Annotated in this window: 19 protein-coding genes and 1 pseudogene; 9 read left to right on the forward strand and 11 right to left on the reverse strand. The window is 57.8% G+C overall.

All coding sequences use genetic code 11. From position 1 onward, the window contains the following. Positions 1-63 precede the first annotated feature (63 nt). Positions 64-1,002 (reverse strand): type IV toxin-antitoxin system AbiEi family antitoxin domain-containing protein, encoded by a 939-nt coding sequence (locus DDF78_RS07100; protein WP_152581211.1) that lies wholly within the window; start codon positions 1,000-1,002, stop codon positions 64-66. Positions 1,003-1,480: 478 nt separating this feature from the next. Here DDF78_RS07100 and DDF78_RS07105 point away from each other — a divergent pair, with 478 nt between their 5' ends. Continuing rightward, positions 1,481-1,909, forward strand: a complete 429-nt coding sequence (locus DDF78_RS07105; RefSeq protein ID WP_152581212.1) for a hypothetical protein — start codon at positions 1,481-1,483, stop codon at positions 1,907-1,909. A gap of 117 nt (positions 1,910-2,026) precedes the next feature. Then, positions 2,027-2,296 carry a GNAT family N-acetyltransferase gene (locus DDF78_RS07110; protein WP_152581213.1) on the forward strand — a complete coding sequence of 90 codons (270 nt, stop codon included), beginning with the start codon at positions 2,027-2,029 and terminating at the stop codon, positions 2,294-2,296. A 177-nt stretch (positions 2,297-2,473) separates the two neighbouring features. On the opposite strand, the gene DDF78_RS07115 is transcribed toward DDF78_RS07110, so the two are convergent. Next, the gene (locus DDF78_RS07115) at positions 2,474-3,568 is read right to left on the reverse strand and encodes a RelA/SpoT domain-containing protein (protein WP_152581214.1); all 1,095 of its coding nucleotides are present in this window, start codon (positions 3,566-3,568) and stop codon (positions 2,474-2,476) included. A gap of 42 nt (positions 3,569-3,610) precedes the next feature. Here DDF78_RS07115 and DDF78_RS07120 point away from each other — a divergent pair, with 42 nt between their 5' ends. Further along, a complete protein-coding gene (locus DDF78_RS07120) occupies positions 3,611-4,051 on the forward strand; it encodes a Panacea domain-containing protein (RefSeq protein ID WP_152581215.1) in 441 nt (146 codons plus the stop codon). 80 nt (positions 4,052-4,131) lie between these two features. On the opposite strand, the gene dsdA is transcribed toward DDF78_RS07120, so the two are convergent. Next, positions 4,132-5,484 (reverse strand): D-serine ammonia-lyase, encoded by a 1,353-nt coding sequence (gene dsdA / locus DDF78_RS07125; protein ID WP_152581216.1) that lies wholly within the window; start codon positions 5,482-5,484, stop codon positions 4,132-4,134. 510 nt (positions 5,485-5,994) lie between these two features. On the opposite strand from dsdA, the gene DDF78_RS07130 reads away from it, so the two are divergent. Next, the gene (locus DDF78_RS07130) at positions 5,995-7,419 is read left to right on the forward strand and encodes a tyrosine-protein kinase domain-containing protein (protein ID WP_152581217.1); all 1,425 of its coding nucleotides are present in this window, start codon (positions 5,995-5,997) and stop codon (positions 7,417-7,419) included. Between the two features lie 198 nt (positions 7,420-7,617). Then, a complete protein-coding gene (locus DDF78_RS07135) occupies positions 7,618-9,087 on the forward strand; it encodes a hypothetical protein (RefSeq protein ID WP_152581218.1) in 1,470 nt (489 codons plus the stop codon). 20 nt (positions 9,088-9,107) lie between these two features. Here DDF78_RS07135 and DDF78_RS07140 read toward each other — a convergent pair whose 3' ends face one another. Beyond that, on the reverse strand, positions 9,108-10,517 hold the full coding sequence (locus tag DDF78_RS07140; protein ID WP_237564597.1) for a hypothetical protein: 1,410 nt from the start codon (positions 10,515-10,517) through the stop codon (positions 9,108-9,110). Positions 10,518-10,939: 422 nt separating this feature from the next. Between DDF78_RS07140 and DDF78_RS12230 the strand changes: the two are divergent. Then, positions 10,940-11,194, forward strand: a pseudogene (locus DDF78_RS12230) (DUF4143 domain-containing protein); the annotation flags it as partial. Positions 11,195-11,271: 77 nt separating this feature from the next. Here the strand turns inward: DDF78_RS12230 and DDF78_RS07150 are convergent. The 6 genes from DDF78_RS07150 to DDF78_RS07175 form a co-directional block, all read right to left on the reverse strand. After that, positions 11,272-12,531: a DUF4236 domain-containing protein gene (locus DDF78_RS07150; RefSeq protein WP_162000771.1), complete on the reverse strand. Its 1,260-nt coding sequence runs from the start codon at positions 12,529-12,531 to the stop codon at positions 11,272-11,274. A gap of 230 nt (positions 12,532-12,761) precedes the next feature. Beyond that, positions 12,762-13,937 carry a pyridoxal-phosphate-dependent aminotransferase family protein gene (locus tag DDF78_RS07155; protein WP_152581220.1) on the reverse strand — a complete coding sequence of 392 codons (1,176 nt, stop codon included), beginning with the start codon at positions 13,935-13,937 and terminating at the stop codon, positions 12,762-12,764. 662 nt (positions 13,938-14,599) lie between these two features. Continuing rightward, a complete protein-coding gene (locus DDF78_RS07160) occupies positions 14,600-15,379 on the reverse strand; it encodes an energy-coupling factor transporter transmembrane component T family protein (protein WP_152581221.1) in 780 nt (259 codons plus the stop codon). Next, positions 15,376-17,382 carry an ABC transporter ATP-binding protein gene (locus DDF78_RS07165; RefSeq protein WP_162000773.1) on the reverse strand — a complete coding sequence of 669 codons (2,007 nt, stop codon included), beginning with the start codon at positions 17,380-17,382 and terminating at the stop codon, positions 15,376-15,378. The genes DDF78_RS07160 and DDF78_RS07165 overlap by 4 nt, the downstream gene beginning before the upstream one ends. A gap of 148 nt (positions 17,383-17,530) precedes the next feature. Further along, positions 17,531-18,085 (reverse strand): ECF transporter S component, encoded by a 555-nt coding sequence (locus DDF78_RS07170; RefSeq protein ID WP_152581223.1) that lies wholly within the window; start codon positions 18,083-18,085, stop codon positions 17,531-17,533. Between the two features lie 217 nt (positions 18,086-18,302). Further along, on the reverse strand, positions 18,303-19,034 hold the full coding sequence (locus DDF78_RS07175; protein ID WP_152581305.1) for an MIP/aquaporin family protein: 732 nt from the start codon (positions 19,032-19,034) through the stop codon (positions 18,303-18,305). 933 nt (positions 19,035-19,967) lie between these two features. On the opposite strand from DDF78_RS07175, the gene DDF78_RS07180 reads away from it, so the two are divergent. After that, positions 19,968-20,573: an isochorismatase family protein gene (locus DDF78_RS07180; RefSeq protein ID WP_152581224.1), complete on the forward strand. Its 606-nt coding sequence runs from the start codon at positions 19,968-19,970 to the stop codon at positions 20,571-20,573. A gap of 18 nt (positions 20,574-20,591) precedes the next feature. Here the strand turns inward: DDF78_RS07180 and msrA are convergent, their stop codons facing one another. Then, positions 20,592-21,554 (reverse strand): peptide-methionine (S)-S-oxide reductase MsrA, encoded by a 963-nt coding sequence (msrA, locus tag DDF78_RS07185; protein WP_415481874.1) that lies wholly within the window; start codon positions 21,552-21,554, stop codon positions 20,592-20,594. A gap of 263 nt (positions 21,555-21,817) precedes the next feature. Between msrA and DDF78_RS07190 the strand changes: the two genes are divergently transcribed. Further along, positions 21,818-22,471, forward strand: coding sequence for an alpha/beta hydrolase (locus tag DDF78_RS07190; protein WP_152581226.1), 654 nt, complete (start codon positions 21,818-21,820; stop codon positions 22,469-22,471). Positions 22,472-22,571: 100 nt separating this feature from the next. After that, positions 22,572-26,753, forward strand: a complete 4,182-nt coding sequence (locus DDF78_RS07200) for an SNF2-related protein (protein WP_237564598.1) — start codon at positions 22,572-22,574, stop codon at positions 26,751-26,753. Positions 26,754-26,909 lie beyond the last annotated feature (156 nt).

A 26,909-nucleotide genomic window follows, 5' to 3' on the forward strand; every position in this document is an offset into this window, starting at 1 on the left:
TGGGCAACTTGGCGAAGGCATGTCATCGCGTGGCAGACGAGCTGTGCCACGCGAAGATTTTGTCTATGTCGTTTTGAGCGTCTGTGGGATTGCTTTCATATCTGGCTTAGGAACTGATTGCAGGATATTTGCTATCTGGGCAATATTGTCAACCTGCTGACTGGTTTGGGTATGTGCAGACTCGAAGAGAGTGCCACGCATGGCATTAAGCACTGCGGTGATGGCGTGTTGCAGCGGAAGTGAATCGGAATCTGGGAGAGCGTCGAGGCTCTCATAGAGCGATTCCAGATAGCGTTCAGTCACTAGGCTGCCAAGCTTGGGGTCGGATGCAACTTCATGGGCGAGAGCGCTCTGGTTGATTCCTGCAATGACAAGCAGTTGTTCCAGCAGAGCAGCTCCGTCACCGCTGCCGTGCCCGTTTCGTTTGGCCAGCGGGCTGAGCAGCTCAGTGAGGCGGGATGTATTGACATTGAACTGCGTGCAGGCGTCCCGTAGTGTGTCGGCAATAAGGCTCAGATCGTACCTGCTCTCGACCAGATCAGCTATGGTTCGCTCGCGTGTGGTAACGGGTAGCCCATTCTTGATGGTGATGTCCTGTTCAGGCAGCATGGCGATTCGGTACCGCGTATCTGCCCGCTGTGTTTGCTTTCTGCGGGGCGTAGTGAACTCGTGATGTTGTGCACGCAGATCTCCGATGTTGTGAAGCCGTGTTGCCGATTCGCCGGAGACGACAAAACCAATAGGATGTTCGGAAAGTCGTTCGTAGGCGGGTTTGCCAGGCTCGGTCATCAGCCATGCCGCGCGAAGCGCTTCATGTTCGTCGCTGGGGGAACCCGCGTCTCGGTAGATGCCATGCGCAATCCGGACGAGATCGCCAGACTTGCATAGACGGGTGATAGTCATGGGGCTGATGCCGCGCGAACTTGCCTGCGCCGAGGTAACCAGGCCCCATTGGGACTCGGTGACCTCGCTGAGTACGTGCAGCGCCTCGCGACTTTTCATACTTGGATAATAACGTATTAACCGTTAGTTTCCAAGTATATTGACTATCAACATAAGAATTTATAGAACTCGGGTTTCCCATAGTTTCCGATAGCTCCCCAGTGTTCCCAGGCAACGCTTGGTGCTATTCACGGTTTTTCCTTTGAATTGTGAGCGTGTGTTGAATGCCGGAGGTGCGGTGGAAAACTTGGACACAGATATAGCTATATTTTTAGTTTCAAACAACATCAGATATATGTAAAAAGATACATACAATGTAGTTTAATTTCCCTTCTACATGCATGTATCGAGGTTAGTCGTGAGGCTGGTCGTTGAACTGTGGTCACGCAATTTTCAAGTACCAGCAGAATCTAGTTATACAGACTGCTAATATTAATTTATTAGTAGTAATTATATTTGAACAATAGCAGCGATAATGTAAGACTATTATATAAATATATTGCATAAATAATTGCATGATTGATAAGGAAGGTTAGGAATGAGTCTTCAGGGATTTGAGGAAGTGGCTATTACGGAGCCTGTTGGCAAGCTGACGATGACGGTGATGGATTCTAAAGTCAGGTTCAATAAGGCGACTGCGGTCGAGCTGGGCTATCCGGCGTACGTGAAGGTGCTGATCAACGACAAGACCAGGCAGGTCGCCCTCCAGGCGTGCACCGGGCGTGACGCTAACGCGATCAAGTTCAGCAAGCCCGAGGGCAAGCAGGTCTCGTCGGTGACGGTGGGCAATAAGGTGCTTGTTGCCGCGATTGGCAAATTCTTCACGCTCAGGCCGGCTCCGGAGGGTGAAATCTCCTACCAGACGGCTGCCGGCACGCTCAACAAGGACGAGAAAGCAGTCGTATTCGATACGGCGAATGCCGTTGCGGGCACCATGAAGCAACGCGGGCGCAAGAAAGCGGTTTGAGAGTAGGTAATTTCCAACATTAATCTTGGATTATAGGTATTCTGAGCTTTTGGTTTTATATCTGAACTGGTTGCCGGATTCTATACGTTCAGCGCATACTCGATTGACCGAGACGACGTGCCAGGCGGATGGCTGCGTCGCAATACGCCGGACCGCATCCCTGCAATTCTCATCGGCATGCTTGGCGTCTCGCAGCAATTTCAAGGCAAAGGCCTCGGCTGGAAGTTGCTGCACGATGCCATAACGCGCGCACGCGGCATCAGCCAACAGCTTGGATCGCGCGCCATCGTCGTTGAGCCCTATGACGATTCGGCTCGCTCGTTTTACACGCATTTCGGGTTCAGTTCGATTCCCGGCTCCAACAGCATGTATTGGCGGCTCGCCTAGCGCGCGAGCCTCATGCCTTGCCACGCTCACCGGCTCGACTGTCGAAAATGGAATATGTCGGTCATAAAGCCGCAGCCTATCGCCGAATAGATGAACATTGTTCCCCTTGGACGAGGGGTGCAAGGCACATAAGAATATTCTGACAGAATGATAAAGATGGCTCTTGGTGATGGGGTGTCAATCCAAATAATGAGAAACTATTTCGACAAATTGGTTGACATTGGCGGAATAGTTTGGGTAGGCAATGTCCAGTTGTTTTGGGTTCTGTGCGTACACCAATACGACATTGTCATAAGAAGTGTCGGCATCAGTGGAACTAAGGATTTGCTGTGAGGAACCCGATTGGATTTCGCTCTCGAGCTTGTCGTACTGAATCAGTGCATCTTTCAGATGGTCTTGTTGAAAGGAATCGATATCAAGGTATTGATTGGCGCGAGAAAATTTCAGTAGAAATAGTTCAGGGCATTCTGTCAGTTTCGTATGAATTTCAAAAACGCTATCGGTGGTTGCTCTCAGATCCTTAAGGAGCTGACTGGCACAGTCCAACTCGTTGAGCTGACCAATGAGCGAATCCCTGTCACCTGTGAATCCGGGAATTTGCGGGGAACGCTCTTCAAGAGCGAATAAGCTAGAAACTGTGGTGAAGAATCGTATTCTATCGTTATCAACTGCCGAAAGATGAGTGTCTGCTCCGCCGCTTTTATAATTGGTTCCGTAAATTTCATCCGTGGCCTCTATGGCAGTTGCCCAATAATGCTGCAGCTTTGTACGAATCTGGATTTCGACGTGATAGTTACCGTAATCTGTAGGGATGTTGGTCAGAAGATGACGGGAACGGTAGCCGCTTCTTGCCGGAGAAGAGATGTAATCTTTCTGGGCTTGGCCGTGATTTTTTAACGATAATGTAGATTGCAGATATTCGGCGGCTCTGCTGACATCATCATTTGTCTTGACGATGAGGCGGCAACCGCCGATGTCATCGAGTTCCCCTAATTTGAAGTGTGACTGCGGCCGTCGAATCTTCCCGATGATGGATTTCATGCGTTTAAGACGATATGTAGCTACTGACTGATCAAATTGCCTTGAACAGTCGAGGACATGCTTGAAACAGCTTTCTGTAGGTTCGACATGCTGAGCGCGCCATCGCTGTGCAATTGCGAATGATGTTTGGTATTCGTCGGCGGTATGGGAGCTAGGGCTGTTACGCAGAATTCTTCCTGCTCCCGTTGCTGCGTTTCGGCTAACCGGGGATTCCACGTTGTCCAATGTCATAAGCCATATACTATATTAATTTGAATAGGAAAGGAGGGACACATGACCAGTATTATTGACGTGGCAGCATATATTCTTCGGCGCTGCGGTTCGATGACTACGATGAAATTGCAGAAGTTGGCGTTCTATTCTCAAGCGGAGTCACTGGCTCATAGTGGGCGTCCCTTGTTTCCTGAGGATTTTCAGGCTTGGCGGGGCGGTCCGGTCAGCGTTGAATTGTACGCGTGTCATCGTGGGATGTTCCTCATACGCGAGGGTGCCCTGACTGGTGTGAAGGAGCTTACCGACCAGGAGAAACGTCTGATTGATTCAGTATGTAGTTCACTGGCTGGGTTGACAGGTAACCAGCTGAGTTCTCGAACCCACGGAGAGGATCCTTGGCGCGAGGCGCGTGCTGGTTTGCCGCAAACGGCGTCATGCACTACGAAGATCACGAAGGACTCCATTCGCGATTATTACAGCCGTAACCCCGTTTGCATTTGATTTGTGGCCTAGAGTTTTCTTGGCTATTTCGAACACAGCGCGCCAACGAACGCCCAACATTCGCCACCCGCCACCCACCATCATCTCAGCAGCCGCTCGCCTCGTGCGATGTATGCGGCCATCTCATCACGAGGAACCATGGAGCCGCCGGTGACCCATGCCAAGTGGGTGCTGTGCGACATGGTAGTGTCGTCAAGGCCGGTTTCCTCCCGGTACTGTGCGCTCGCGAGCACGCGCCAAGGGCAGGCGAAGCCGGCTGCTGAGGAGGGTTCGATGTCGATTCCAGTCGAGTCGTGGAGGTTGGCTTCGATTCTGAAGAGTTCATCATCGTCAATGGTGCAGAAGCCGTCGATAACCCGGCGCATCGCCTTGCCGACGAACTGCGACGGCCGGCCGCATGCCAGACCGTCGGCCGCAGTGACGTTGTCGATGCCGAAATCCTGAACGCTCACGTGGTCGTTCAAGCCGGTGTAGACGCCCAGCAGCATGGATGGGCAATGGGTCGGCTCCACGAAGATGCACCGCACATTGTCGCCGAACACGCTCTTCAAGCCGAAGGCGACACCGCCCGGGCTGCCGCCGACACCGCACGGCAGATAGACGAACAGCGGATTCGATTCATCAACTTTCACGTCATAGGCCTGCAACTGGCCGGCGAGACGGTGCGCAGCCACGGCATAGCCCAGGAATAGCGTCGGCGAATTTTCGTCGTCAACGAAATACGCCTTCGGGTCGTTTGCAGATTCCTTCCTCCCCGTCGCAACCGCCACGGAATAGTCGTCCTGGTATTCGTGGACGTGGACGCCATGTGACCGCAGCTTGTCCTTCTTCCACTGCCGGGCGTCGGCGGACATGTGCACGCTGGCGTCGAAGCCGAGTGCCGCGCTCATGATGCCGATGGAAAGGCCGAGATTGCCCGTGGAGCCGACGGCGATTTTATAGCCGCTGAAGAACTTCCGGAGCTTTTCGCTGGCCAGCTTGCGATAGTCGTCCGTCTGTGACAGCAGCCCGGCCCCGATTGCGAGGTCTTCCGCATGCTTGAGCACCTCGTATATTCCTCCGCGGGCCTTGATCGAGCCGCTTATCGGCAGCTCGCTATCAAGCTTGGCCCAAAGCTGGCCGGGAAGGCGTTGGCCGTAGCGCTTTCCCAGCGTTTCCTGCTGATCCGGAACCGTCACCAGAGGCGATTCGATGATGCCGGCCGTGCCTTTGGTCTCGGGGAACAGCTCGGCGATAAGCGGCGCGAATCGTTTAAGCCGCGCTGCGGCGTCGCCGATATCCGCCGTCGTCAAACCTACATCGGGTGCGCCCTCGCGGAAGCTGACATGATTGGCGTTGAACCAGGTGACTTCCCGGCAATCCATGATGTCTCGCAGCAACGGCAATTCGCTGACCCACTGCTCGACGGATTTCCCCAATATCTGCTGCTTCATAAGATTTCCTTTGCGATGCCGGAGTGCTCGAGAATTCGGTTCGGGAACTCGATTCGAGACCTCATCTCGACAATTCAAGAACAATCGTTACTCAAGAATATTATGCGTTCCCAATGAAGTATGCTGCCGCGAGTTTCTTCCATACAATAAAGAAACCCTGCTGATAGGATGCATTTCTTTTATAAAAGAAACTTGGTTCTTGGCATGCTCTAGCTGGGCGTGTGGCAGGGCAGTGGCAGTGCAATGGCAAGGCATACACGTCGGCATACGCGAAATGCGGTTTCCTTGCGTACGATATTCTCGTGCCTCTATACACGTCTGAATCCGCGCAATTGCCCGGCGAAAGACGGCACCCTGACGCCAACGGTGCCACCAACAGTGACGCCAACGAATCGAGCCGCAACGTCGACAATATGTATACCCTGTGGGGGAATCCTCCGAGGACGCCGCAAATCCGCTCTCGATGGTAACGTGATGATGCTTAAATGTTTTGAAGAGTAAGGGACTGCGTTGACCATCGTCGACCTTGTGCAGATTATCCGCAAGCATATCGCCACCGTAATCGTGACGTTCTGCGTCGTTTTCGCAGCGGTTGCCGCGTTCACGTTCATGTCGCCGACGAAGTACACGGCGACGGCCGAGCTGTTCGCCACCTACACCGGGCAAACGGATGCGCAGCAGAACTCGTCGGAGATGAGCTCGGGCGCGACGTATCTATCCACGCAGATCAAGACCTATCCGCAGCTGATCAAAACGCAGGCGGTGCTGCAGCCGGTGATTAGCGATCTGAACTTGGACATGAAGGTCTCCGATCTGGCCGACATGGTCACGGCCACCAACCCGAGCAACACCTTCATGGTGGATGTGTCGGTGGTGGCGGGGGACTCGAAGAAGTCGGCCGACATCGCCAACAGCGTGGCCAACAACCTCTCGCAGCAGATTTCCTCGGCGCTGTACACCGACGGCACGAGCAAGTCGCCGATTCAGCTGTCGGTGGTGCAGAAGGCCGTACCGCCCGAGGCTCCCAGCTCGCCGAAGACCACACTGTATCTCGCCGCCGGAATCATTCTGGGCATTATCGCGGCGATTGGCGCGGCATTGCTGAAGGACATGATCAACACCAAGGTGGACGACACCGACGAGGTCAAGGAACTTACTCAGACCTCCTCGCTCGGTACGGTGCCGAAATCCGATATCTTTGATGACACGCGCCCTGCCGTGGTGGGCAACACGGGCAGCCGCGAGGCCGAGGAATTCCGCCGCATCCGCACCAACATCGCGTTCCTGAACCCCGATGTGCGCAATCACGGTCATCTGCTGGTCATCACCTCTACGGAGCCGTCGGAAGGCAAGACCACGGTTTCGGTCAACACGGCCGCAGCCATCGCCGAAGACGGCAAGACCGTGCTGCTGATCGATGCCGATTTGCGCCATCCGTCCGTGGCGAAGTCCCTTGACATCGAAGGGCATGTCGGTCTGTCGCATATTCTTTCGGGTCAGGCCTCTCCGCGCGATATCGTGCAGAAGTACTGGAAGCCCAACTTCCACGTGCTTCCTGCGGGCAAGCGCCCTGGCAACGCGAGCATTCTGCTCAATTCGCAGGTCATGCATGAGATGGTCGAGCAGGCGCTTCAGCAGTACGATTACGTGATTCTCGACACGGCCCCGATGTCCGTATCCAACGATGCGGCGGTTTTCGGCCGTTTGGCTGATGGCGTCGTGATGGTCGTGGGCAAGGGCGTAGCGGAAAAGAAGGAACTTGCGTCCACCGTGCAGGCTCTTGGCGCCGCAGAAGTGCCAGTGCTTGGCTACGTCTTCAACTTCGCCAACCCGAAGAAGAGCCATTCGAAGAACTATTACTACTACGAGGATACAGTCAGCAGCAAAGACGACAAGGAGAGCTCCAAGACCAAGGGGAAGGGTAAGCACCACTGAGTCGACTAGCCGATAGAGCTAGGCAGCGCGGATAGCTGATTAATTGATGTATCGGCTTCGACGGTCCGGCGCAATTGACAACTACCGATTACTGATTGTTGAAGTTGCGGTTGACTGTAGGGCAGATCAACGACCGTGAGCGGGCGTTCATCGGCGTGATGAGCGTTCAGAGGAAAGAGAAAGAGGAGTGCCGAAAGCATGAGTCGCAGCAAGGTTCAGAACGCGGATTTGAATTTCGACTTTCCCGTGGCTGAGCGGAAGAACAAGCCGGATGCGCAGACGGCCACTCTGGCCTTCGCGGTTCCTGGCAAGCCTGCTGCTAATGCTGATAACTCTGCTGCATTCTCCGCTGCTGATGGTTCTGTTTCCGCTGCTGCCCCCACTGCTTCTGCTCCTGTCACTGCCGCTGCCGCGCCGCTAGCTGCGGACGGCCAGCAGTTGCTTGCGACACCGACACCGATACCGACACCTCCGCTGGCGAGCAACGACATCGTTGACACGTTCTGGGACATACCCGCGATTGACATTCCCTCTCCCGAGGCGATTGCGAAACGTGAGAAAATTCAGGCTCGGCGCCAGCAATCGGGCGCTCCGACGGCTGCGCTCTCTGGCGGGCTGCCGCTGTTCCTAGGTGATTCGAAGCGCCCATCTCAGGCCACGACTGAAACCTTTGCGCCTGCGGAGTTCGATTTCGACGCTATCATCAGCGGCGCGTCTGATGCACTTGATGCCAAGCAAGGCTTGCACAAAGCGGATCCTGAAGAGGCACCGCGCTCGCATGTCAAGCAGATAGTCATCGCTGCTGTCGTCCTGATCGTAATTGTTGCTTTGGCAGTGGGAGGGAACTTCCTGTGGCGGCAGCACAGGGACACTGTCGAGTACCGACAGGCTATGAGCGCATGCAATGCCGCCACTGGCGAATACTCGAAGGCCGATGCCGACCTGGCCACGGTGCTGCGCAATACGAAATCGATGCAGGGCGTCACATCCGATCAGGTGACGGATGCGAAAACCGTCACTACGCTGCGCGACGCCGTTTCCAAGGCAAACTCGATAAGCGTCGCCGCCGGCTGCCCGGCATCCCTATCGGCCGACGCGTTGCAGGACAACGCCAAGGACGCGAAGCGTCTTGCGGCTGCGCTCAGGGGCAGCACCGATGACATCACCACAGCCGCCAAGGCCGTGACGACGAGCAAGGCCGCCAAGGATACGGCGAACGCTGCCGCGATTCAGGCGAACCTGAAAACGGCCACCGCCGATGCGCAGACCCTGCTGAACAACAGCCTGTACAGCGTGGCCGACAACTCCACACGTGTCGCGCTCGAAACCGCAATTAAAACCGCGAATACGCTGCTGGGGCAGAACAAGCCCGACGCGGCAGCCATGCAGAATGCGCTGACCGGGCTGCAGACCGCGAGCGACGCGGTCAAGTCTTCGATGAGCGACCTCGTCGTGCAGAATCAGATCACCGCGCAGCAGCAGGCTCAGTTGCAAGCGCAACAGCAGGCTCAGCAGAACCAGCAGCAGCAGACGCCGGCTCAGCCTGTTGTGCCTGCGCCGTCGGCTGAACCTACAACGGAGCCATCTGTGGCACCGAGTACGACAACGCCGACGGATCCAACATCAAGTCCTACAGAGACGACTCCAAAGGATCAGCCTCAGCAGTAAGGATTTTCAGGATATTTCCTTCACTGCGTTGTATTGATGGCGATATCGTCAACTTTTCGTCTGACGGAGAGGCAACCACTACCGACGGCGAAAACCAGCAGCCACAGGGCGTAGAAGGCGTATGACTCGAACTGGATATAAAGATATGCGGTCAGAACGAGCCAGCATACGGTAGTGCGATTCCAAGCGTGATGTTTGGTGACGTGGACGAGCATCATCACGACGAGCAGTGCGAACATAATGATGCCGAATTCCGTGATGAAACTGGAATAGGCGCTCATCGTGAAGGTGTTCGTGGGGGGATTGGCGAGCCCGTTGATCTCCGAATTTGCCACGCCGCCGTGGTCATCGAACCATTGCCGTGCGCCTGCATAGCCGTCGCGCACGGCTTCGGATATATTGCCTGCACCCCAGCCAAAAAGGAAATGACTCAGGTCGTGCTTCCATGACCACATCGGCGCGAGCATGTGGAATATTCTGGCCGACATCGAGGGGTCGCCGGCGAGCACGCCGCGCGTCGCCAGATCATTGAGCCGTGGATTGAGGATGACAGCGAGCAGGCCGCCAGCTGCTATGGCCGAGGAACCGGCGACGAAGCCCCAGGTTGCCTTGCGATTGCGGAAATTCACCGCGCTGAGCAGCCACAGAAACAGCGCCACGGCGGAATCGACGATGATGCGCGTGCCCGAGCCCATAGCGATCGCCCCGGCTGCGAAAACCGGAATCAGCGCTGCGAGCCGTCGGTCGCGCGTCAGCCAGAAGAGCGGGAGCAGCACGCCGAAAATATGCATGCCGATGTACGACGGCTCGGCGAATAGAAACTGCGGTCTGACGCGGATGTAGCGGCGGTACATCATGGCTGCGAAGTAGTGCAAAGTCGCGTCCGATTGCAGCTTGAGCGCGATGAACTGCGCGACGCCGACGGCAAAGGCGAACCAGTAGGTGCACACCACAACCGTGATCGCTGCGCGCGCCGACAAGTGCTTCCGCGTGAATGCGATGTCGATCGATGCCAGGCAGGCCAAGCCGAGCAGAAGCGAGACGAATGACAGCGCGATTGCATTGGCATGCACGGCAACGGTTTGCCACCCATATATTGACGTCACCACGAGCAGTACAGGGAACAGGAAAAACGGCAGATACGCGCGCAATGTCAGCCGCAGGTAGCGCCAGTTCGCCAGTGCGTATGCCAGGAAGAACCACGGCGAAAGCGGAGTCCAATAGGGCAGCGGTATGCCCAGCAGCGTGCCATCCACGGGGAGCAGGGCCAGCGCGATATAGAACAGGATGTCAGAGGGATCGCGGGCGAGCTGTTGTTGCGTGAGAGACGTGGAAAGCGCGGTTTGTGCTGCAGAGAACGTGTGGCGTTGCGCCGGAGGTTGCAACGATGTGCTTGTTGAAGTCAAACGCTCTGAGGCGGTATTGCTCACTATTCTGGATTCCTTTCCCGATTATTCCAAGCTGCGTGGCTGCCTACCTGCTCGTTTGCATTCGCGGACGACTGACTAGCAACAGAGTCCGCGCGAGACGTAAGGTTTCCCAGCTACTTCTCAACCATAGCCGGGGTAACTGATTGAATGGTGTGAAGACGTCTTGCCGTGATTGGCTAATCGGTCGGTTCTGCCAAACATGGAAGCGAAAACGGTCCAAACAAGGAAACAGATTCGGTCCAAATGGGTAAATAGAATTGGTCCAAATATGGAAACAGAAACGGTCCAAATGCGGAAACGCAGAGTGAGAACGGTGAAAACACAGAGGAGACAAGGAGTTGCATGATGCCTGTGAACTCGCAATATCTTCCGCGCATCTATGATGCCGTATTGAGGGGAAGGTGCCTCTAAATGCGCGGTGCTCGTGGAATCTGAATCTTCGCTCGAAGACGGCGATTCGATCGGCTGAAACCCGGCATTTCGTCGACCATTCGATAGCGGCGGCCGCACTTGGCGTCGGTCTGCAATACCTGTTGTAAGACCTGCAAACATTCGGGTTGCTGTTCGAAAGCATGTGCGTTCGCGATCTGCGCGTGTACGCGGATGCGCTCGACGAGGAAGTATTTCATTATCGCGACAAGACTGGTCTTGAATGCGACGCCGTGATAAGTGCACATTTGGTCGTGTTGTGCTGCCAATGAAGTATGCACGAACGATATTGGCAGCACAACACGTGACTTGCTAGGCGATTGGCCTACTGGTGCCCCAGTTTTTGGGCTATGCCGCCATGATGGGAGCACATGCCGCGGTAATTCGGCGCGCCTGGGCTGGATACTGATTGCGTGCCATCGCTGCATACGGCTGTGAGTGTATCGGGCCCAGCTGGTTGCTGGGGTTGCTGCGCCTGGGGTTGTGGTTGGTACTGCTGTTGCTGAGCCTGTTGTTGAGCTGCTTGCTGTTCGGCTTGCTGTTGTGCCTGTTGCTCGGCCTTGGCTTGCGCTGCGGCAGCCGCAGCTGCTGCGGCTTGGGCGGCGGCCGCATCATTCTGCTGTTTTTGACCAATGCTGCCATTCACTGCGTCCATCGCAGACTGAAGAGGCTGAACCGCCGCCGTCCAGTTGCCGGGCTGCGTGGAATTCATAGCTTCATCAGTGGTGATGTCAGCATTGAGGGCGTCGCGTGTGGATTCGTCGGCGACATTTCCATTGGAAGAATCGAGAAGCGCATGGGCTTCGTTGAGCTTTTGCGACAGTGCTGTTTTCGCTGCGCTGAGTTCGATCGCCTCTTTTGCCGCTTTCTCTTTCTGGTCTTTTTTCGCGGCTTTTTCTTTGGCGGCATTCGCCTTCTGAGCAGCCGACACACTATGCGTCGCTGATGGAGACGGCGAGCTGGCAGAGGGGCTTGCTGAGGCACATGCAACGAATAATGCTATGGATATGATGATGGCGATCGTTGCAAGGAGCGTGCTGCGGCGTCGTTTGCGCAGCTGAATCACGACAAGACTGGCCGCGCCAAGGACGGCTCCAATGAGCGCGAGAAAGGCTCCGAAATCAGGCGCTTTGGCTATCAAGCAAACAAGCGACACCACGCCGAGAATCACGGAGGCGATTGCCAGCTTCGACCAGGGGAGTGAATCGTGGCCGGCATGCTTTCCTCCGGGCGTATTGGGAATGGGGCCATTATCGCTGGGTGCTGATGGTGCTGGATTAGGAATTTGAACTGGGAATGCCATGGTTGGGGCATCGTCGGCACGGGAGGAATGCTGCGTGTCTGTTTGCGTGATCCGGTGAGATTGCTCTTGTTTCCTCATTTGAGGTTTGCCGCCAAGATCATCGATCTTATGCGTATACGACAGGCCGGTTCCGGGAATTGCCGCGCCGACGCGAGTCCCTGTTTTCCCGGTTGTCACATGAGGCTTGCCTCTGCCTCCGAACGTGACGCTGTTGATTCCCCTCTTCCCGATATTGATTCGGAAATATTTTCCGCCGATGCTTTTGCGCAGTCTCCAGCCCATATCATCTTCTTTCATCCCTTTGCGGCAGCAGTGCCGAAGAAAAGCTTACTCCTAGCTGGGAAGCAGATCATAATATTGAGTTGGAAATAGATTTTTCGGACGTATGACATTGCAGTAGAAGAGCATATATGCGACCCATAGTCGCCGATTGCAGTCTACTGCGACAATGCCCGAGCAGCCACGGGGCAAAGCCCAGTAGTACGAGACGGTGATGGAGTAGAGGACTGGTATTACTGCCTGCTCCATACCTCGCGTAACGCATCCAGACCGGAAGTGGCGTCGATGGGGTGGCCGAGATCAGCTAGCGCGCAGGCCAATGCGCTGAAGGCGGTGATGGTGCGTTGGCGGGTGGCGGTGGCGCCCATGTGACCGATGCGAACGAGCTGGCCGTCCATGGGGCCGAGGCCGCCGGAGACGCACAGGCCGTAGCTTTCGCGCAGGGTGGCGCGCAGCTCTTCGTCTTCTACTCCTTGCGGAATCCGTATGGCGGTGACGCTTTGGGCGGCGTGGGATTCGTCGTCTATCCAGAGCTCTAGCCCGGAGGCGAGCACTGCTGCACGCATGCCCTTCGCTGCGGTCTCGTGCCGTGCTATCGTCGCATCGATGCCAGCGTCGAGGATGATGTCCAACGCAGCATCCAGTCCGTACACCAAACTGATGGGCGCGGTGTACGGCAGCACGCTATGTTCGAGCCACTTGCGCTGCCACGGCTTGAACGACAGATACGACGAATCATAGCGAGGGCAGACCATGATTGCGTCCCACGCCTTGTCACTGACGGAGACCAACGCCATGCCGGCCGAGCAGGAGAGACATTTCTGGCTTCCGGTCACGCAGATATCGATGCCCCACGCATCCGTTTCGACATTGCTGCCGCCGATGCCCGAAACCGAGTCCACAATGCTCAGCATTCCGCGCCTACGCGCCTCCATGCAGATCTCTTTGATCGGATTCTCGCTGGCGGAGGGGGTTTCGGAGTGGACCATCGCGATGATCTTGGCCTGCGGATTGCTGTCCATCGCGTCGAGCACCATATCCATCGTCACCGAGCTGTTGTACGCCGTCCTGACCTCGACCACCTGCGCGCCATAGGCCTTGAGAACGCGGCTGTAGCCTGCCCCGTACACGCCTGTCACGATGTTGATGCACACGTCGCCTGGCTGCACGAGATTGTACGCGGCCATTTCCAAGCCGACAATCGACTCGCCCGCGATGGGCAGCACCGTACCAGTGGTCTTGAACACCTTCGCAAGCTTGTCGGTCACGCCGTGCATGAGAGCGGTGAAATGCGGATCGTGATGGTGCATCATCGGCTTGGACATCGCGGCGAGCACCTGCGGATAGATGGTGGTCGGTCCGGACGCCATAGTGAGCTCGGGTATGCTGTCGTTGAAGTGCTGCGTCATGTCTGCTCCTGCCGTTGTACCGGGCCTGTGGTTTTTGATCACGTTGAGTATTGCCCGTTCCCGTTCATCTGTTTGCGAATATATCGCGCGCCTTATCCTTTGCCAAGCATAGTCATGGTTGATGCGTCCAGTACGCTCGTCGCAATGAGTATGGCAGCAAGTACGGCCGCTATGTGAAATCTATTAAGCACATTTGCATGAATCGTCTGTCCTCACACGTCGAAGTGACTCCGAGAGGATTACCTAGAATGGCGGTATTCCGCCAAAATGCCCTGCGTTGAATTCGGTGTCTACTTTGCGAAGTGCTTAATAGACGAAAAAAGTGCTTAGTAGACGAGAATTCAACGAGAATTCGATACGGTGTGGAGCTGGATGGACACAATGAGACGATACTGCACGGTGCAGGGCGTTTATTCAGCACTTTTTTCGTCTTTTAAGCACTTATATAAAGTATCGATTGAAATATCACTCATCGAACTGTTGGAATTAAGCCGATCCTGCATGCATGGCGATGACTCGGAATTCTTGTTTAATCAGTTGATTAGCACAAAGTGCTTAGTTAATGGTGAGAAGGGAATTATAGGCAGGGCATACGAGGAATGTGCGTAGAGAATGGAACAAGTAAAGCACACGGAAAGCCGGGAATTGGGCAAATCAACAGACTATATGGCCATCGCCAGCGCAACGACTGCGGCCGCGCACAGCATGGCAATGACGAGAATCACCCAATCGGCGGGCCTCATACGCAGACGGCGATAGTAGCTGCGCCGCACGCCTTGCATGCCCAGACCTCGTGACTCCATGGCGCGGCCGACATTCTCGCCCATCTTGAACCCTTGTATGAGCACGGCGATGATGACGGGGATGTAAGCGCGGAAGCGCTTGGCGAGGCTGGTCTTTCGCGTCTTGAGGTTGAGGCCGCGAGCCTGCTGGGCCTGCGAAATCGTGGAGAACATGGCGAAGAATTCGGGGATGTAGCGCAGACTGGTGGATATCGTCAGCCCGATGCGGTACGGCACGCCCAGCGCCACGAGGCCGCGCACGAGCATCGACTGATCGGTGGTGAACAGCAGCACAAAGCACGCGAAGGCGAGCGCTGGGACGCGCAGACCCATCACTGCGGCCATGACCAGATTCTGCTCGGTGAGTACGAAAGGCCCGAAGCTGAGCAGCACGTTGACTCCCGTGTGGTCGAAGAGCGGCCACATGATGACAATCATGGCAATCAGCGGGAGCAGCATCTTCCAGATTCGTACTATGTGCCGCAGCGGAATCTTAGAAGTGATGAGCAGCGCGTGCTCGACCAGCAGCGCGAGCATGATCACACCGGTCTGACGCAGCGCAAGCGACAGGATAAGCAGCAGCGCAGCCAGTGCAAGCTTGACGCGCGGATCGGCTCGATGCAGCCAGCCATCAGCAGGGACGTAGAGATCAGCGTTCATCGCGGCACTCCGGTGTGGGGGGTGGGTGAGTTGGGTTGAGTCGCGTCGGATTGCACGCGCGTCGCAGGCACGAAACGTGCGGCGAATTCACCTGGCGTCAGCGCCGCTTCGTGCGGCTTAACACCTAAGGCAAGCGATGCCTGCACGGCGAGCGGCACGGCGCAACCCGCCTTCGAAAGCAGTGCGGTATCGGTGAGGATGTCGCGTGTGGTGTCGAATCCCAGTAGACACCCATCATCCAGCACTGCCGCGTGCGAGCAGATGCGAGCTACGGCGCGCATATTGTGGGAGATGATAATGACGGTGACGCCTTGCGCGTTGAGATTGGCCAGAATGCCCAGCAGCTGGTCGGCCATTGCGCGATCCAGTCCTGCGGTCGGCTCGTCAAGCACGATGATTCCCGAATTCATGGCGAACACGGAGGCTATGGCCACCTTCTTACGGTCGCCATATCCCAGCGTCGCCGGAGGAGCGTCGCTGAGATCATGCAAACCGAACTGGCGTATAGCGTCGTCGGTTAGTTGTTGTACTTGGTCGGCGTCGTAGCCGATCGACTTGGGGCCGAACGCGATTTCGTCGCGCACGCTGCTGCAGAAGATCTGATCGTCCGGATTCTGGAAGACCATGCTCACATGCTGGGCAAGTACTCCGATAGGGTGCTTGCTGGTGTCGAGTCCGTCGACGGTGACGCTGCCCGAAGTGGGCGTCAGCAAGCCGTTGAGATGTTTGGCGAGCGTAGTCTTGCCCGAGCCATTGCGACCCAGCAGCGCAAGAAACATGCCGCTAGGGATGCTCAGGCTAACATCGCTGAGTGCCGGAGAATCGTCATAGCTGTAGGACAGATGCGAGATGGCGATGCCCGAGGAAAGCTGCCGGTCTGGTGAATTTCGGCGTGGCGAATGCTGCTGGCCTGTGCGAACATGCTGCCTTGGCTGATCCGCCTGGTTTGTCAGATCGCGTCGCTCCGGCTGCATTGCCTGAACCGATTGTGTCGATGCGAACGACATGGACGGCATAGAGGGCGACGTTAACGGTGATTGCGCAGACAACACGGTGGATGCGTGTGATTCAACCTGCTGACCGCCTAATGCAGCCAATCCGCCATTGCTCAGTGCTCGCAGGGCTTCGTCTGTCGTCGCAAAATGATACGCATGGCCGCCGTTAGCATCATCGACGGTGCCCGAACTGTTTGCGCCCTCCGTGCAGTGTTCGGTCTCATTGAGCTTCCACGCCATTTCGCATGCTTCGGGAAGTTCGATGCCGTTGCTGATAAACAGCTCCGGGTCGTCGGCAAACAGCGCAGGGTCGCCCTGTCTGATGATGCGACCCTCATCCATAACAATGACACGGTCGGCACATTGTGTAATCCAGTCCGTCTCCTGCTCCGCCATCACGATGGTGATTGGACGCTGGCGCCGTATTGCCTCGAGTGCGGCAAAGACCTCCGCCTTCCCTGCCGCATCAAGGGCCGCAGTGGGCTCGTCGAGTATCAGCACGTCCGGCTCGCTCACCAGCGCAGCCGCAATCGCCACACGCTGCATCTGGCCGCCCGACAGCGCGGTGGGCTTGCGCCTACGGAACTCGTTCATGGATACAAGATTCAGCGCCTCGGTGATGCGGCGATCCATCTGATCGTAGGGCACGCCCATGTTCTCCAACGGGAATGCGATCTCGTCCTCGACGGTGATGCTGAACAGTTGTGCGCGCGGCTCCTGTTGCACATAGCCGACGTGCCGGGCGATATCCGCGACCGCGGCTTGGTTCGTGTCGTCGCCGTTGACGAGCACTTGGCCATGTATGAAACCGTCGACTGAACTGGGAATAAGCCCAGTCAGGGCAAGGCACAGCGTGCTTTTCCCAGCTCCTGTCGCGCCGGTGACGGCAAGGAATTCACCTTGGCGCACGCTCAATGAGACATGATCCAGCGCCTGTACGGGCTGGCCGTCTGCCGTGAGCGGCATGTAGTGCCAGCTCAGGTCATGTGCCTCGATGATGTTCGTCATATGGTCGTTTCTTTGGTTTGTTGGGCGCGTTGTCGGCTGCATAGTGTTGGCCGCTGTTGTGCGCATAGTGTTGTGCGGTGTGGCATAACCTGCCTGTCATGCCACACCGCACTGGATAATTAACGTTTACCAATCACGTCGTCTTAGCTTACTGCTTGCTGTCCTCGGGCAACGATACTTCGTATCCGAGATTGCCGATGCGCACTAGCGGCGGATACGCCTTGCGGATGGCGGTGAACAGTGCGAGGCCAATCACGAGGCCGAACACGGCTTGGACGCAGTTGCCCGGGACTTCGGTGAGTGCTGGGCCCCAGCCGGAGAGGAAGGTGCCGGCAACAAGATAGCCGAGTACCTTCCAGACGGCTGATACCACGGAGCCGGTGACAAGATACGACGGCTTGAACTTCTTCACGATAAGTCCCATGATTACCGCTTGGCCGCCGTCGATCACGAAGGTGAATGCGGCCCACTGTGGGTAGCCGGAGATCAGATCGGACAAGGCCGGGCCGAGCCCGCCGATTACGCCGCCGATCCACGGGCCGAATGCTAGCGAAGAGAAGTAGATCATGGCATCCGAGAGATTGAAGTAACCGCGTGTAGGGGCCGAGGGAATACGAACCGCGAAAGTAAGCACGGTGGTGATGGCCGTCATGATCGCGATCAGCGGAATGGTGCTCGCAGTGAGAATGCGTTTTCTTGCCATTATTATCGACCTTTCGAAGATCCTTCAAAGCAACTTGCTCCACCGTAGCGGATTAGTGTTGCACGAGCCTCACGACAACAATTCTCGGGGTGATGGCGGAGAAAACGGCAGAGCAAGCTAGCGGGATATGTGCTGAAGCAGCAAAAGCTCAACGGCATTTGACCGTTGAGCCTTTGAGTCGTTGAGCTAGCTGGAGTATTTGGAGTATTGCCGAAGGCTAGGCGAAGAGCAGCTTGAACAGCCAGGCTCCGACGGTTGCGCCCACGATGGGGGCCACGACTGGGATCCAGGCTTCGCCCCAGCGCGAGGTGCCCTTGTGCTCGATAGGCAGAATGGCGTGCAGAATGCGCGGCATCAAGTCTCGTGCGGGGTTCAGGCCCGGGCCGGTCGGGCCGCCCATCGAGGTCACCAGGCCCCAGACGATGAAACCGACGACGATGGCTGCGGCGCCAAGGTTCTTTGCGCCCCACGGATTCGACAGCGCACACAGGGCACCGAGCACCAGAAGGAAGGTGCCGAAGAACTCGTTGATGAAGTAGTTGAAGCGGTTGTCCTCCGCGTCGGTGGTGCAGAAGGTGGCGAGAATCGCTTCGGGCTCGGTGGTCGAGGCGTAGTGCGGCAGATACGTCACGTAGACGATGAGCTGGCCGGCCAGTGCGCCGAGCAGCTGCGCCACGATGTACGGGAGCACCTCGCTCCACGGGAACATGCCGTTGACGGCCTGCGCGATGGTCATGGCGGGGTTGACATGCGCCCCCGAAATGCCGCCGAACATGAGCACGGGGAACATCACGCCGAAGCCGTAGCCCATCGCGATGTTGACCCAGCCAGCATGGTGGCCTTTGGTCTTGCTCAGCTCCACGTTCGCGACGGAGCCGTTGCCGAAGACCATCAGGAGCGCAGTCCCGACGAATTCCGCGGCCAGTTTGGTGAATAGCGTGTATTCCATAGTGTCCTCTGTCATCCTCTTCTCAGGGTTTCGCGCATGATATCGCGCTTGCACGGGCAGTCGAGGCCGGTTGCAGCGCGCAAGGCACAGTAGTCGACCTCGACTGTCGTAGGGTGGCGCACGTCGCCGTATGGCGAACGAAAACCGTAGGAAATCTTACGCTTAGGACTGAATTTTGTGGTGTCGGCGAGGTGCGGAGCTGCCGCGTGGATGATGATGCTGGTATTGGATTGGTATCACGCGCTATTTTGTAAGGCCTAATGTCAGATTATGGCATCTCCTAATGCATGATTGTGGTAATTCTTAATGCCAAGTTATGGTTTTGGGTGACGACTAAATCGGGGAAACCCAGGTCGGTTTCATGTCTGGTTGCCGTGGACTTGTGTTATTCGTGGGGCTCGCCACGCCGAGCGCCCAGACCTGCGCCTTGGTGCTCGGCAACGCCAATTCGGTTACTGTCGTCCTAGAGGCTGGCGTTCTTGCCGCTGGAGCATAGTAGCTTTCGATAGTCTGATTTCTCAGACCTTTTCGCGTTCCAATGGGACAATTGGTCTGAACCCCGACTAAGAATCACCATGCCAGACAGCGTTACTAGATGTTTGCTGTGGTCTTGCTGGTTTTTTGCTTCGCCGTGTATTTCAGGTGCTGTTGGACACGCTCGCTGTGCTGACCGACCCGGTAATCCTGACTCACGTATTGAAGTGCTATCTTCGTCGGATTCTGCACAGCGGTCGTCGCGATTCTTAGCAGAGCAGCGTGGCCCGGATTGCGGCACAATGTTAAAAATAAACGAATCCCTACAGAAGCGTTCACTCACTGTTGCGATATGAAAATACAGTTGTCTATTATGGCAATAACGTCACAAGCTGGTGAATCCGCGAAAGGCACACTCGCCATATGACGAGTAGTGGCCTATATAAAAAGGAGCAGCGTATGTCCAAGGCGCTTATTGTCGTTGATGTGCAGCCGACGTTCTGCGAAGGGGGAGAGCTGGGCGTGCAGGGCGGCAACGCCGTGGCCGAGCGCATCGCGGCGTTCGTGAGCGAGCATCGTGGCGACTATGCCTATATGGCCACTACGCAGGATTGGCATATCGAGCCGGGTTCGCACTTCTCGGAGCATCCCGATTTCGTGGACACATGGCCACCGCACGGCCGGGCGTCCACGCCGAACGCGCAGCTGCACCCTGCCATCGCCGCGCTGGGCATCGCGCATCATTTCAAGAAGGGGCAGTACAGCGCCGCGTACTCGGGATTCGAAGGCATCGAAGACAACACTGATGCCATCCCGTCACGCGATGAGGTCAAGGCGCAGGAACGGGCGGGTCGCACCCTTGCCAATGCCTTGAAGGCCGCGGGCATTGACCACGTTGACGTGGTGGGCATAGCCGAGTCCCATTGCGTCAAGGCGACAGCTCTCGACGCGAAGCAGCTCGGCTACGAGGTGACAGTGTTCTCGGATCTCACCGTTCCAGTCAGCCCTGAATCCGGGGAGGCTGCGCGGGTTGCAATGCGCGAGGCGGGTATTGAGCTGCGATAGCTTCAATACAAGCCGCAATCACTTATCGAGCAGCGGCAGGTACTCGCTGTAGCCTTCTGTCTCCATCTGCTCGCGCGGGACGAAGCGCAGTGAGGCTGAGTTCATGCAATAGCGCAGACCGCCGCGATCCTGTGGCCCGTCGTCGAAGACGTGGCCGAGATGAATCTGCGAGTCGGCGGTGCGCACTTCGACGCGGGGGCGGCCAGGGAGCGTTGTGTCGCGGTGATTGGTGAGTGCGGAATCATCGATGGGCTTTGAGAACGCCGGCCAGCCGCAGCCGGAATCGTATTTGTCGTTCGAAAGGAACAAAGGCTTGCCGCTGACGATGTCGACGTAGATGCCTGGCTCGAAGGTCTGGTCGTAGGCATTGTCGAAGGGCCGCTCGGTCGCCGCCTCCTGCGTCACCGCGTATTCTTCCGGACTCAGCTCCCACACGCGCTCGATGTAGCGCTGCCGTCGGCCGACGTTGAAAATCTTGTCAAGAGGGATATGGCAGTAGCCGCCTGGATTCTTGTCAAGGTAATCCTGGTGGTAGTCCTCGGCATTGTAGAAATTGCGCAGCTCCTCGACTGCAACGGCAGGCGTGCGCGGATTCCGTGCGGCCAGTTGCTGCAGCGCCGTATCATATACGGCCTGCTGGTCTGGCGAGGTGAAGAACATGCCTGAGCGGTATTGACGCCCCGTGTCGTTGCCCTGCTGATTCACGGAATACGGATCGATCACATCGAGCAGCAACAGCGCGAGCGTGCGCAGCGTCACCCGTGCCGGGTCGAAGGTCACGCGCACACTTTCCGCCGCGTCGGTCTCGCCTGAGCAGACCTGCTCGTAGGAGGGGCTGGGAACCTTGGACTGTGCGTAGCCGACCTGGGTAGTGCTCACCCCATCGACGCCTTGGAAATAGCGCTCGATTCCCCAGAAGCAGCCACCCGCGAAATAGGCATCCTGAGTCTGCGGCTCATGCTGCGGATTGCTGATCGAAATTGCCTGGCTTGCATCGCCGGGCCGCTCGGTAGTCGTGCTGCTGGTTTCCCTGCTATCGGTTGTCATACCGACAGTATCGCACCTCGGGCGTCGTTTCGCGCGCTTTCGTTCGCTATGAGAAGAGGTGGGCGCAGAAAGGCTTCGTTGCCCTTCCTCCGCAATGCCTTCGCCCGGTAGCCATGGGGCAGAAACAACGCAAAGGTACAGGGGAGTGGTGATAATGGAAAGGTTGAGGCGGTGACTAGCCGCTGCAGGAGGTGTGGATGAGATTCACGACGATAAGCAGCATCGAGACCGATCACCGGTCCGATGCCAAACTCTACGTGATGTTTCATGGGTACGGCAACGACGAGACCGAGATGATTCGCATGCTTGGCGCCATCGACCCGGATGCCGACTACATGTCGGTCCGCGGGCCGATTCGCCGCGAGGGCCAAGGCGGCAATGCCTGGTACGACAGCGGATCCGACGATAATGCGGCCATCCGTGACCGGTGCTCGGCAGTCGGCGACGACATTGTCGACATGCTCGACGCGACCGCGATGCACGACAGGCCCGTCGTCTCCATCGGATTCTCGCAGGGCGGGTATTTGGCGTATCGGCTGCTGGCCGAGCACCCGGATGTTTTCGACGCGGCTGTGCTGCTTTCGCCTTCCTTCCATGACGGTGCGGATGATGACGGCGACGGGGATGAGGAAATCGAGGAGTCCTTGGTCGTCGAGCAGATCACGGATCAGCCCTCGCGCGTCTTCCTGGGCTATGGCGCACTCGACACGAGGGTTCCGGCCGAGCAGCAGGAGGCGATCGGTCGTTCGCTGGCGCGCTTCGCCGATGTGGATGCGCATGTCTACCCTGATATGGGCCACGACGTATGCGAGCAGGAGTTCGCGGATGTCAGGCATTTCCTGGCACTATAACGAGGTCAAAGTCGGAATGCCCTGAGACCGGATGCATACCTTATATATACAAGTATCGTGTGCGCCGCACGCATGCGGCAGATGAGGAGATAACGGGTTTTTGGATTGGCACGCCTCGGTATACGGATCGCGCACCGGCCATGAGGGCGGGTACGGCGCATACGACGATGACGAATTCGGCTTCGATGAAGGCGAAGACGGCATCGCCTACGGCGCGCAGGAGATCATATCCGACCGCAAGCTGAAGCAGCTAGGCGGATCGGCGTACTACCGCGCCTACGAGGTCATATCCAGCGGCCGCATGCACGATATGAGCGTCGCCGACGACGAGGAGACGCCGAACGGGCTGCTGCTCTCGGCCTACGTGGACAGCGCCGACGGCTATGGCGACGATTACGAGGTCCTTGCAGTCGTTGACGAGCAGGCCAACGACATCACTGAATCGCATTGCACCTGCCCGGCTTTCGGGCGGTACGGGGCGATCTGCAAGCATGTGATTGCGCTGATTATGGCGTACAACGAGAACCCGCAGAACTTCGAGCTGCAAGGCGGGCCGCTGCGGCGCTCGCCGACGCAGGACACCACGCGTCTGCTGAAAGCCTTCATGGGCACGCAGGATCGCGAGATGCAGGAGCAGGCCAAGAACCGTCATCTTGCGCTCCTGAAAACAGTGAACGGCGAGGCGGCGTCAGCCAAGAAAGGGTCGTCGGCGGCCTCGTCGGCGGCGATGCAGCATATGCCCATCGGCAGCGTCACGCTGCTGCCGACCATAGGCCGGTCGATGGGCGCGTGGTATCTGCGGTTGCGGATTGCCGCGCCAAACCGCGCCGCGTCATACGTTGTCAAGGACATCGGTTCGCTGCTGCGGTCGGTGCGCCGCAACGAGCCGGTGGCCTACGGCAAGAAGCTCGCCTTCGTGCACACCGTGGATTCCTTTGACGAGCGCTCGCGCCGGATGCTTTCGGTGCTCGGTCGCGCTGTCGATATCCGCCGCAGCGTCGGGGGAGTGGTGCGCCGCAGCATGCCTTCCGAAACCGGCGGCGGGGATATGACGCTGTCCGATGACGAGATTGCGGATATTCTCGATCTCTACGTTACCGATGCCTCAGACGTTATGGACACTGCGACTTCGGGTAAGACTCGTCAGATTCATCAGGTTCATCAAATTCATCAGGACACAGCGGTCTTTTCGCGGCGCACGTCACAGACTGGCCGTGCTGCCGAACGGAACAGTGGCCGAAATGGTGATGGCGACCCCGAAGTCTGCGCCGTTGGGTACGTTCCGCGCGGCGTGTGGTTCACCCACGCCACATTCGCGCAGGTCAAGGATGGCGACCCCGATCTGGGGCTGCGCATCGTGCGCGCTGGCGAGTCCTCCCAGACCCAGGGGTTCATCATCCGCCACGCGCGCGCCGTCGAAGACGTGGTGTCGGGAGGGCGGTCGCGCTATGTGATGGTGCGCGAAGACGGCACTGATGCCGGTGCTGACGCAGACTTCGGCAGTGCATTCTCCCACGCTCGTGCCCATGCCCAGTCTGATGCGCACGTGACCATCTACCGCTGCTCGGAGGCGTTCTACCGCAATCGCAAACTCGCGCAGACCTTGTGCGGCAATGGCGAGGAGGGCGAGCTCTTCCTCGCGCAGGACGATGTGGAGGCGTTCTCGCGCACGGTGCTGCCATTCCTCGATGTGGTTGAGGGCGATGCCGTTGGGGACGATGCCGGCAAAAGCGATGCAGGCGAAGGCGACGGTGAAGGCAGCAGTGACGTCGGCGGTGCGAAAGGCGATATTGTCGCAGATACCGGTGTGATGGACGATGCTGCACCTTCGCTAACTTCGAACAAGGGCCTGCGCGTACGCCTTCCCGCCGAGCTGTTGCAACGCAAGCCCGAGCCGTGCCTGATCGAGATATACCTCGACCGGGATCGCTCCGTGGGCGGGGTCACCTGCGATGTGCAGGCGCGGTATGGCGATCGGCGCTTCCATGTGTTCGACGGCATTCCTACGGATGGCGTCACCGATGGCGTGGCGCGTGACCGTCAGAGCGAGCGGCTCGCCGTCGAGGCGGTGCGTCACTACTTCCCCATGCCGCAGGGCAATATCGCGTTTCTGCCGGAGCATAATGACGAGGCGATCTACAAGCTCATCAGTGAGGGACTGCCGGTGCTGCGCTCGCTCGGCACCGTGTTCTCGACGCCGTCTTTCGACGGGCTGACGTCAGCTCCGCGGCCAAATATCAAGGTCGGGCTGTCGCTGAGTTCCGGACTGGTCGAAATCTCGCCGATCGCCGACGAAATCGACCCCGATGACGTGCCTGCGCTGCTCAATAGCTATCGCAAGCGCCGCCGTTTCCACCGCCTGCGCAACGGGGCTTTCGTTGATATGCGCGATGTGAATGCCAGCGCTGTGGATGAGCTTGCGTCTGACTTGGGGCTTTCCGCCGCAGCCTTCGACAAGGGCTCGGTGACGGTGCCCGCCTACGAGGCCTACTATCTCGACCATCAGGTGGACGACGCCGACAAGTCCGAGGGATTCAAGGATTACCTCGATGATCTGCGGGTGATCGATCCGAAGACCTATCAGGTGCCGGATTCGCTGCAAGACGTGCTCAGGCCGTATCAGGCTGAGGGTTTCCGCTGGCTGAGCGCAGTGTGCGACAAGGGCTTCGGCGGCATTCTGGCCGATGAGATGGGCCTGGGCAAAACCGTGCAGCTGCTCTCGCTCTTGGTTGCGCGGCGTGAGGAGAGCCGCAAGGTGGGGCCAAGCCTCATCGTGTGTCCGGCGTCGCTGGTCTACAACTGGGCGGCGGAATGCGAGCGATTCGCGCCGGAACTGAATGTGCTGGCCGTCGCGGGCAACAAGGCCTCACGGCGCGCCATGCTTGACGAAGCCAAGGCACAGTATGCGCGGATCGGTCAAGCTAGGCAATCCGGGCAAGCCAATGCAGGTACTACCGGTATAGCTGATGCCGGCACCGTCGCTGCGAGCACCGGCTGGCAGGGCGCGAAAACCGCGTCGCAAACCGAAAGCAGCGAACGCACCTCCGATGTGCTTATCACGTCATACGATCTGCTGCGGCGGGATATCGCGGATTATCAGGGGCTTGAATGCTTCTGCATGGTGCTGGATGAGGCGCAGTACATCAAGAATCATGCGACCAAGGCCTCGAAGGCTGTGCGCTCCGTGAATGCCCGTCACCGCTTCGCGCTCACCGGCACGCCTATCGAGAATCGGCTCTCGGAACTGTGGAGCATCTTCGATTTTCTCATGCCGGGCATGCTCGGGTCGTACGCGCATTTCCGCGAGCGCTTCGAAATGCCCATCCTGAGCGATGACGAGGATGCGCAAGGCAAGCTGCAGGCCTTCGTCGGGCCGTTCATTCTGCGCCGGCTCAAGGCGGACGTGCTCAAGGATCTGCCTGACAAGATTGAGAACGTCATTGCGGTACCTTTGGAAGGCGAGCAGCGGCAGCTGTACGCGGCCCTTGAACAGCGCCTGCGCGCGACGCTTCTGAAACAGCGCGATATCGAATTCGCCACCGGCAAGATTCAGATTCTCGCGCAGCTCACACGGCTGCGGCAGGCCTGCTGCGACCCGAGACTGCTGTATTCCAATGTGGGCGAAAACGTGGTCGAAGCGAATGCAAAGGCCTGGGGCATGCCAGCCCGCACACTTGAGGAGTCGCAGGAGGCAACGGCGAAACGCGAGTTGGCGGCTTCGGCGAGCTCAACGGCATCGGGCAGAAAGGCCCGCAAAGTACCTTCGGTCAAACTCGATGCCATCGAAGAGCTGGTGTCGAGCTGCCAGGATGCGGGGCGCAAGATGCTCATCTTCTCGCAGTTCACGAGCTACCTGGACCTGATTGCCGAGCGGCTGCGCGCGGGCGGCGTGGATTACGACGTCATCACCGGGGCAACGCCGAAGAAGCGCCGCGTCGAGCTGGTCGACCAGTTCAACCGCGACGATACGCCAGTGTTCCTCATCTCGCTCAAGGCCGGCAACACTGGCCTCAACCTGACTGGGGCCTGCGTCGTGGTGCACGCCGACCCGTGGTGGAACGCCGCCGCGCAGGATCAGGCCACCGACCGCGCCCACCGCATCGGCCAGACGCAGGATGTCAACGTCTACCAGATCGTCGCGAAGGACACCATCGAGGAGCGCATCCTTGCCCTGCAGCAGTCCAAAAGCGATCTGGCCTCACGCTTCGTCGATTCGGCTTCGTCGTCCGGCGCCGCCGTCTCCCGGCTCACCAAGGACGATCTACTGGCATTGCTGGGCTAGCTGGCAGCGGAACCGTGCGCAGCAGAACGCCTGCGGTCACATGCCCATATGTTCCCTAGTTATTAATTATTGCGGATCGTCAATCGGCATCCCGGATCGGTATCTCTCGCGAGGCAGGATGCCGCCGGCCGCCTCGAACATAGTAGCGAGGCAGCC

Origin of the sequence: Bifidobacterium tibiigranuli (assembly GCF_009371885.1) — a bacterium.
GTDB classification, from domain to species: domain Bacteria; phylum Actinomycetota; class Actinomycetes; order Actinomycetales; family Bifidobacteriaceae; genus Bifidobacterium; species Bifidobacterium tibiigranuli.

What these genes read in the sequence shown, in the direction of transcription:
- DDF78_RS07180 (WP_152581224.1), top strand. Translation starts at nt 19,968, where the DNA reads ATGTCCAAGGCGCTTATTGTCGTTGATGTGCAGCCGACGTTCTGCGAA.
- DDF78_RS07100 (WP_152581211.1), bottom strand. Translation starts at nt 1,002, where the DNA reads ATGAAAAGTCGCGAGGCGCTGCACGTACTCAGCGAGGTCACCGAGTCC.
- DDF78_RS07115 (WP_152581214.1), bottom strand. Translation starts at nt 3,568, where the DNA reads ATGACATTGGACAACGTGGAATCCCCGGTTAGCCGAAACGCAGCAACG.
- DDF78_RS07105 (WP_152581212.1), top strand. Translation starts at nt 1,481, where the DNA reads ATGAGTCTTCAGGGATTTGAGGAAGTGGCTATTACGGAGCCTGTTGGC.
- DDF78_RS07175 (WP_152581305.1), bottom strand. Translation starts at nt 19,034, where the DNA reads ATGGAATACACGCTATTCACCAAACTGGCCGCGGAATTCGTCGGGACT.
- DDF78_RS07165 (WP_162000773.1), bottom strand. Translation starts at nt 17,382, where the DNA reads ATGACGAACATCATCGAGGCACATGACCTGAGCTGGCACTACATGCCG.
- DDF78_RS07120 (WP_152581215.1), top strand. Translation starts at nt 3,611, where the DNA reads ATGACCAGTATTATTGACGTGGCAGCATATATTCTTCGGCGCTGCGGT.
- dsdA (WP_152581216.1), bottom strand. Translation starts at nt 5,484, where the DNA reads ATGAAGCAGCAGATATTGGGGAAATCCGTCGAGCAGTGGGTCAGCGAA.
- DDF78_RS07170 (WP_152581223.1), bottom strand. Translation starts at nt 18,085, where the DNA reads ATGGCAAGAAAACGCATTCTCACTGCGAGCACCATTCCGCTGATCGCG.
- DDF78_RS07160 (WP_152581221.1), bottom strand. Translation starts at nt 15,379, where the DNA reads ATGAACGCTGATCTCTACGTCCCTGCTGATGGCTGGCTGCATCGAGCC.
- DDF78_RS07135 (WP_152581218.1), top strand. Translation starts at nt 7,618, where the DNA reads ATGAGTCGCAGCAAGGTTCAGAACGCGGATTTGAATTTCGACTTTCCC.
- DDF78_RS07155 (WP_152581220.1), bottom strand. Translation starts at nt 13,937, where the DNA reads ATGACGCAGCACTTCAACGACAGCATACCCGAGCTCACTATGGCGTCC.
- DDF78_RS07190 (WP_152581226.1), top strand. Translation starts at nt 21,818, where the DNA reads ATGAGATTCACGACGATAAGCAGCATCGAGACCGATCACCGGTCCGAT.
- DDF78_RS07150 (WP_162000771.1), bottom strand. Translation starts at nt 12,531, where the DNA reads ATGGGCTGGAGACTGCGCAAAAGCATCGGCGGAAAATATTTCCGAATC.